6 protein-coding genes and 2 tRNA genes are annotated in these 6000 nt (G+C 56.6%); 5 read left to right on the forward strand and 3 right to left on the reverse strand.

What is annotated here, in order from left to right:
- Window positions 1-151 precede the first annotated feature (151 nt).
- Both metG and B060_RS0117475 read left to right on the forward strand, forming a co-directional pair.
- Window positions 152-1867, forward strand: coding sequence for a methionine--tRNA ligase (gene metG / locus B060_RS0117470; RefSeq protein ID WP_018083095.1), 1716 nt, complete (start codon window positions 152-154; stop codon window positions 1865-1867).
- A 30-nt stretch (window positions 1868-1897) separates the two neighbouring features.
- Entirely contained in the window at window positions 1898-2344 is a 447-nt protein-coding gene (locus B060_RS0117475) for a DUF805 domain-containing protein (RefSeq protein WP_018083096.1), read from the forward strand.
- 44 nt (window positions 2345-2388) lie between these two features.
- Here B060_RS0117475 and B060_RS0117480 read toward each other — a convergent pair whose 3' ends face one another.
- From B060_RS0117480 to rlmB, 3 genes are all read right to left on the reverse strand, one after another.
- Window positions 2389-3168 carry an FkbM family methyltransferase gene (locus tag B060_RS0117480; RefSeq protein ID WP_018083097.1) on the reverse strand — a complete coding sequence of 260 codons (780 nt, stop codon included), beginning with the start codon at window positions 3166-3168 and terminating at the stop codon, window positions 2389-2391.
- A 53-nt stretch (window positions 3169-3221) separates the two neighbouring features.
- The gene (locus tag B060_RS25045) at window positions 3222-3992 is read right to left on the reverse strand and encodes a YjbE family putative metal transport protein (protein ID WP_031220905.1); all 771 of its coding nucleotides are present in this window, start codon (window positions 3990-3992) and stop codon (window positions 3222-3224) included.
- A gap of 81 nt (window positions 3993-4073) precedes the next feature.
- Window positions 4074-4988, reverse strand: a complete 915-nt coding sequence (rlmB, locus tag B060_RS0117490; protein WP_018083099.1) for a 23S rRNA (guanosine(2251)-2'-O)-methyltransferase RlmB — start codon at window positions 4986-4988, stop codon at window positions 4074-4076.
- Between the two features lie 163 nt (window positions 4989-5151).
- Between rlmB and B060_RS0117495 the strand changes: the two genes are divergently transcribed.
- The 3 genes from B060_RS0117495 to B060_RS0117505 all read left to right on the forward strand — a co-directional run.
- A tRNA-Tyr gene (locus B060_RS0117495) sits at window positions 5152-5235 on the forward strand.
- 87 nt (window positions 5236-5322) lie between these two features.
- Window positions 5323-5396, forward strand: a tRNA-Gly gene (locus B060_RS0117500).
- A 71-nt stretch (window positions 5397-5467) separates the two neighbouring features.
- Window positions 5468-6000, forward strand: a 533-nt coding sequence (locus B060_RS0117505) for a GTP-binding protein (RefSeq protein ID WP_018083100.1), incomplete at its 3' end; no start/stop codon positions are given.

A 6000-nucleotide genomic window follows, 5' to 3' on the forward strand; every position in this document is an offset into this window, starting at 1 on the left:
CTAGCGGATCGCCCTTATGCCGATGGCGGAGCGGCTTGTCCATATCCTGTGAGTGGATTTTTTTGCAGAAATAGCGATCATCCCTATATTTCAGCCGCCAAAATGGTTTATGACCACGGGCTTCTCATCATTAGAGAGTTGAAAGAGCCTTATGTCCCGCATCCTGATCACGTCCGCGCTTCCCTATATCAATGGCATCAAGCACCTCGGCAATCTGGCCGGTTCCATGTTGCCGGCTGATGTGTTCGCCCGGTTCCAGCGGGCACGGGGGCATGAGGTCTTGTACATCTGCGCCACAGACGAGCACGGCACGCCGGCCGAGCTGGCCGCCGCCAAGGCCGGTCAGGATGTCCGCACCTATTGCGATGAGCAGCACCTGATCCAGAAGAACGCTGGTGACGCCTTCGGGCTCAGCTATGACTGGTTCGGCCGCTCGTCCTCACCGGAGAATCGCCAGCTTACGCAAGCTTTTTGCGAGGCGCTGGATAAGAATGGCCTGATCGAAGAACGCGTCGACAAGATGGTCTACTCGATCGACGACGGCCGTTTTCTGCCGGATCGCTATGTCGAAGGCACCTGTCCCCATTGCGGCTACGACAAGGCGCGTGGTGACCAGTGCGACAACTGCGGTCGTCTGCTTGACCCGACCGACCTGATCAATCCCTATTCGGCGGTTTCCGGTTCGCGTAATCTTGAAGTGCGTGATACCCGCCACCTTTACCTGTTGCAGACCAAGGTCGAGCCGCAATTGCGCGCCTGGATCGCCGGTAAATCTGAGTGGCCGCAACTGGCGCTCTCCATCGCTAATAAGCACCTTGAAGAAGGCCTGATCGACCGCGGTATCACGCGCGATCTGAAATGGGGCGTGCCGGTTACGAAAGATGGCAAGCCGCGTCCCGGTTTCGAGGATAAGGTGTTCTATGTCTGGTTCGATGCGCCGATTGAATATATCGGCTCGACCAAGGAATATTTCACCTCGCAAGGCAACCCCGACGGCTGGCAGAAATGGTGGCGTCTGGATCAGGGCGCCGATGATGTTCGCTATGTCGAATTCATGGGCAAGGACAATGTCGCCTTCCATACGGTCAGCTTCCCGGCCACAATTCTGGGCTCTGGCGAGCCATGGAAGATGGTCGATACGCTAAAGGCCTTCAATTGGCTCAACTGGTACGGCGGCAAGTTTTCGACCTCGATGAATCGCGGCGTCTTTATGGATCAGGCTTTGGACATCCTGCCGGCCGATTACTGGCGCTGGTATCTGATCGCCAATGCGCCCGAAAGCTCGGATTCGTCGTTCACCTGGGAGCAGTTCCAGGCGACGATCAACAAGGATCTCGCCGATGTGCTCGGCAATTTCGTCAACCGTATCCTAAAGTTCACCGAATCGAAGTTTGATGGCGTTGTGCCGGAAGGCGGTGAGGCGGGACCGCTGGAAGAGAAGCTCTATGCCGATGTCTCTGCGCTTCTGGTCGAGGCGGCGGAAGCTTTCGAAGCTATGGAAATGCGCAAGGCCGCGCAAGCCGTGCGACGTATCTGGGTGCTGGGGAATGAATACCTGCAGGAAGCCGCGCCGTGGACGGCCTTCAAGACCGATACGGTACGGGCCAGCGTGATCGTGCGCCACGGCCTCAATCTGGTACGGCTTTACGCTGTTCTGGCCCAGCCGATCATTCCGTTCGCCGCGCAAAGCATCGCGGACTGCGTGGGTGTTCAGTTGCCGCTGGCCTGGCCTTCGGATGACGCCAAAGCCGAGCTGACCAAGCTGGTAGCAGGGACGCAGGTGCAGTCCGGCGAGGTGCTGTTCAAGAAGATCGACGACGATATGGTGGCCGAATGGACGACGCGCTTCGGCGGCAGCGAAACCTGACGACTTCTTAAGTTTACGAAGTCTGTTTTTATGGCTAGCTTCGAGGTGCGGCTTCAACACTTCGAGGAATTGATCATGAATGATTGGAAAAATGTACTCTTCAGCGCTAAGGGCCGCATTCGCCGCCTGCATTATTGGCTGTGGTCGCTGGGGATCAGTCTTGTCTTTGGCGTCGGCATAGGCGCCGTTGGAGGCGCAACGGGGGCTTTCAACAATCTGGAGCGTGGCGAGTTTCCGCCTCTGTTTGGGCTCGTGTACCTGATCAGTGTTGTGCTTCTGACTTGGATCGGTGTTTGTCTGGTATCCAAGCGCTGGCATGACCGCAACAAATCGGGCTGGATGTATCTTATCTTGTTCATACCGATTATCGGAGGTCTTTGGACCTTCATCGAGTGCGGTTTCATGGATGGAACGCAGGGACCGAATAAGTACGGTCCGTCCCCGAAAGGCATCGGTGGCTCACCAGACGTTTTTTAATAGTGCAGAAGGAGGGTTTCAGGCCCTCCTTCTTTAATACATAGTCATGAGTAGTTTTTGAAATAGCGATCGTCCTTAAGTTCGTCGAACTTATGAAACCCGAGTGCTGTCATTTTGTGAGTGAATCTTTCCAGTGTGTCGGCGAAAACTTCAATTTGCAGGCAGCATCGGTTGCGGGTGAGGAGGTTCTTCATACCGTCGATGACCTTGTCTTCAAAGCCTTCCACGTCGATTTTGCCCACGACAAACCCTCCGCTCATCTGTTCGAGGTCGTCGATCCTGACGGCCGGCACGGTTTTCTTTTCCCAACCTGGACGATTTACGGTTTCGCCGGCGCGTGACACGTCACGGCTGCGATTGGGCGCCAGATTAAATTCGACCGTTGTAGAAGAATCGGAAGCGGCCGCGCATATGACGTCGACCTTATCCGTCAAATTGTTCAAAAAAAGATTGGCATGTAACTGAGACGCGTTACGTGAATCCGCTTCAACAGCCATGATGCGATCATAAATTTTGGAAGATTCAGCTACGAGCGCGTAAACGCCCCAGTTGGCGCCGATGTCGAGAAAAATGGTTCGCTCGCCGCTTCGGACACCGGCCCGTGCAGAACTGAACAATATATCCTGCTGCTTCTTCTCGTAGGACCAGAAGGCCAGCAGGGACTTATCGATCGTGCTGTTGAGGTCAAACAGAAGCTTCAAGCCCAATCTGCGCCCGACAAAAGGCGAGCCTTTGATGAGGCCATAAAAAAAGCCGGTGTTTTCCCGGACTCTTTTTCTCAGCCATGAGCGCCGCGACAGCAGAAAAGCCTTAAATGTGTTCATAGCTACGATTAACCCCAATTGCAGTAACCGTAAGTCGGCAGATACTGCGTATCCTATTTCGCCGCCAACAGCCCACCGAAAAACTCTTTCCACCACACCACAACGTCCTGCGTCATGACCGGCACGCATTTGAGCGTGGCGTCGCAATGGCCAAACTCCCAGATCTGGTGACCGCCTTCCCAGATCATCTTCAGCGCCACGAACAGCACGACCGCCACGCCGGCGAAGGCGATCCAGCGGTACTTGTGCAGTACCTTGGCGATCAGGTTGGCGGCCACGCCCATGGCGGCGATGGAGAGCAAGAGGCCGAAAACGAGAATTTCAACGTGGTGCTGCGCGGCGCCGGCAACCGCCAGCACGTTATCGAGCGACATAGAGATATCGGCCGCCAGGATCTGCAGGGTGGCGGACAGAAGGGTCTTGGTCTTTTTGGTTGATACTTGTTTGGGCTGTGCGTCGCGCTCGGCTTTCTCTGCGTCGGTCAGGTTGGCGTTTCCCGCCATGATCAGCGCTTCGGCCTGCTCGGTCTCGTGGTGCTCGTGCAGTTCGCGCCACATCTTCCAGCACACCCACAACAGCAGGATGCCGCCGGCCAGCAACAACCCGACCATGGCCAGCAACTGCACGGTGAGCAGGACGAAGCCGATGCGCAGTATCACGGCGCCGATCAGGCCGTAGATGATGGCGAGGCGGCGCTTGTCGGCGGGGAGGCCGGCGGCGGCGATACCAACGGCCACGGCGTTATCGCCCGCCATCACAACGTCGATAAAAATGACCTGCACAAGGGCCAGGCCTTGAGACATCAGGACAGGATCGATAGTCATGAAAGAGGTCTCGAGCGCCACGGGATCACCTTAAAAAGAGCTGTTCACCCTAGATAAGGGATAGGCCGCGCATGTCAATTCTTACCGACGCGCGCAGACCTCATAAAGCGAAATCGAGGCGGCGTGACTGACATTGAGGCTCTCGAAACCGCCCGGCATGGGGATGCGCGCCAGATGATCGCAGTGTTCGGCCACAAGGCGGCGGATGCCTTCGCCTTCGGAGCCCAGCACCAGCACCAGCTTTTTCAGCGATTCGCCCCAGCCTTGCTGCGCCAGAAGCTCATGCAGGTTGAACTCGCCTTCGCCGGCAAGACCAACGCTGACATAGCCTTGCTCATTCAGGGATTCCAGGGCACGAGAGAGGTTGGTGACGCGCGCAAAGGGCACCATGTCGATGGCGCCGGCCGCCGTCTTGGCCAGCACGCCTTGCAGGGGCGGGGAGTGGCGGTCCTGCATGACCAGGCCCTGCACACCGAACGCGGCGGCCGAGCGGAAAATGGCGCCAATATTCTGTGGATCGGTGACCTGATCGATCATGAGAATGACCTGAAGGCCATTCTTCGTGTCGCCCTCCATCAGGGTTTCCAGCGAATCGCCTTCCAGCACCGGCGCATTCAGGGCTATGCCCTGATGCACCGCGCCTTGCGGCAACAGACGCGAAATGTCGCTCATCGGTAACACCGAGATGCGAATTTCGGAGCGCTTCGACCATGCCGGCGGCACCGATTTGCCGCGTTCCTCGCTTAAAAACAGCTTTAACTGGCTGGTGCGCGAAGAATTTTTTAGCGCCGCTTCTACCGCGTGAACGCCCCACAGCCAGCCGTCATCACTGATCTTAGAGCGTTGATTGTTATTGTGTTTTGATCGCTTTTCATCCTCACGCCTGGCCTCATGGGCAGGCTTGCCCGCAGGGGCTTTCGGCCTGTCCACAAAATTTTGTGACCTGTTTTTGCCTTTATGGGCTTTGGGGTCGTTGCGTTCACGAAAAGAGGACACTATAAGACGCGCTCCGATTTGAGGCCTTGAGAGGCTTTTAGATGATCTGGCGCAGTCCTTTAACGGCTAAACCTATTTATCCAAAAGTTTTTTTCACATTTGGGCTTGTCCTTTTTCGAAAGGTCGAGTTTAAGGCGTCCGGCAAATGACTTTGTGAGTGTTTGGGGGAATGTCCCGAGCGGCAAAGGGGGGGGACTGTAAATCCCCTGCGTAAGCTTCGCAGGTTCGAGTCCTGCTTCCCCCACCATCACTCACAGTCATTGTCAGACAGTCCTCACATCACAAGATATGAAGCGGCGCTCAAGCTTTGGGCGGCAATTCTTAGCCCTTTTGGGCGGGTATAGCACAAAGGTAGTGCAGCAGCCTTCCAAGCTGAGGATGCCGGTTCGAGTCCGACTACCCGCTCCAAATACGAACCGCCCGAAAGGGCACCTGATTTTAACCCCTTGCCCGACTGGGCGATACGGAGCCTTAGACCTATGGCCAAGGAAAAATTCAACCGCTCGAAGCCTCACTGTAACATCGGCACCATTGGTCACGTTGACCATGGCAAGACGACTTTGACGGCTGCGATCACGATCACGCTCGCCAAGTCCGGCGGCGCGACGGCAAAGAACTATGCCGACATCGACGCCGCGCCTGAAGAAAAGGCCCGCGGCATCACGATCAACACGGCGCACGTCGAATACGAAACCGCCAACCGCCACTACGCCCACGTCGATTGCCCGGGCCACGCCGACTATGTGAAGAACATGATCACCGGTGCGGCTCAGATGGACGGCGCGATCCTGGTCGTTTCGGCCGCTGACGGCCCGATGCCGCAAACGCGCGAGCACATCCTGCTGGCCCGTCAGGTCGGCGTGCCGGCTCTGGTGGTTTACATGAACAAGGTTGACCTTGTTGACGATAGCGAACTGCTCGAGCTGGTTGAAATGGAAGTTCGTGAACTTCTGTCGTCCTACCAGTTCCCCGGCGACGATATCCCCATCACCATGGGTTCGGCCAAGGCCGC

The organism is Asticcacaulis benevestitus DSM 16100 = ATCC BAA-896, assembly GCF_000376105.1.
In the GTDB taxonomy this organism is placed as follows: Bacteria; Pseudomonadota; Alphaproteobacteria; order Caulobacterales; family Caulobacteraceae; genus Asticcacaulis; species Asticcacaulis benevestitus.

What these genes read in the sequence shown, in the direction of transcription:
- B060_RS0117475 (WP_018083096.1), top strand. Translation starts at nt 1,898, where the DNA reads ATGGCTAGCTTCGAGGTGCGGCTTCAACACTTCGAGGAATTGATCATG.
- B060_RS25045 (WP_031220905.1), bottom strand. Translation starts at nt 3,992, where the DNA reads ATGACTATCGATCCTGTCCTGATGTCTCAAGGCCTGGCCCTTGTGCAG.
- metG (WP_018083095.1), top strand. Translation starts at nt 152, where the DNA reads ATGTCCCGCATCCTGATCACGTCCGCGCTTCCCTATATCAATGGCATC.
- B060_RS0117480 (WP_018083097.1), bottom strand. Translation starts at nt 3,168, where the DNA reads ATGAACACATTTAAGGCTTTTCTGCTGTCGCGGCGCTCATGGCTGAGA.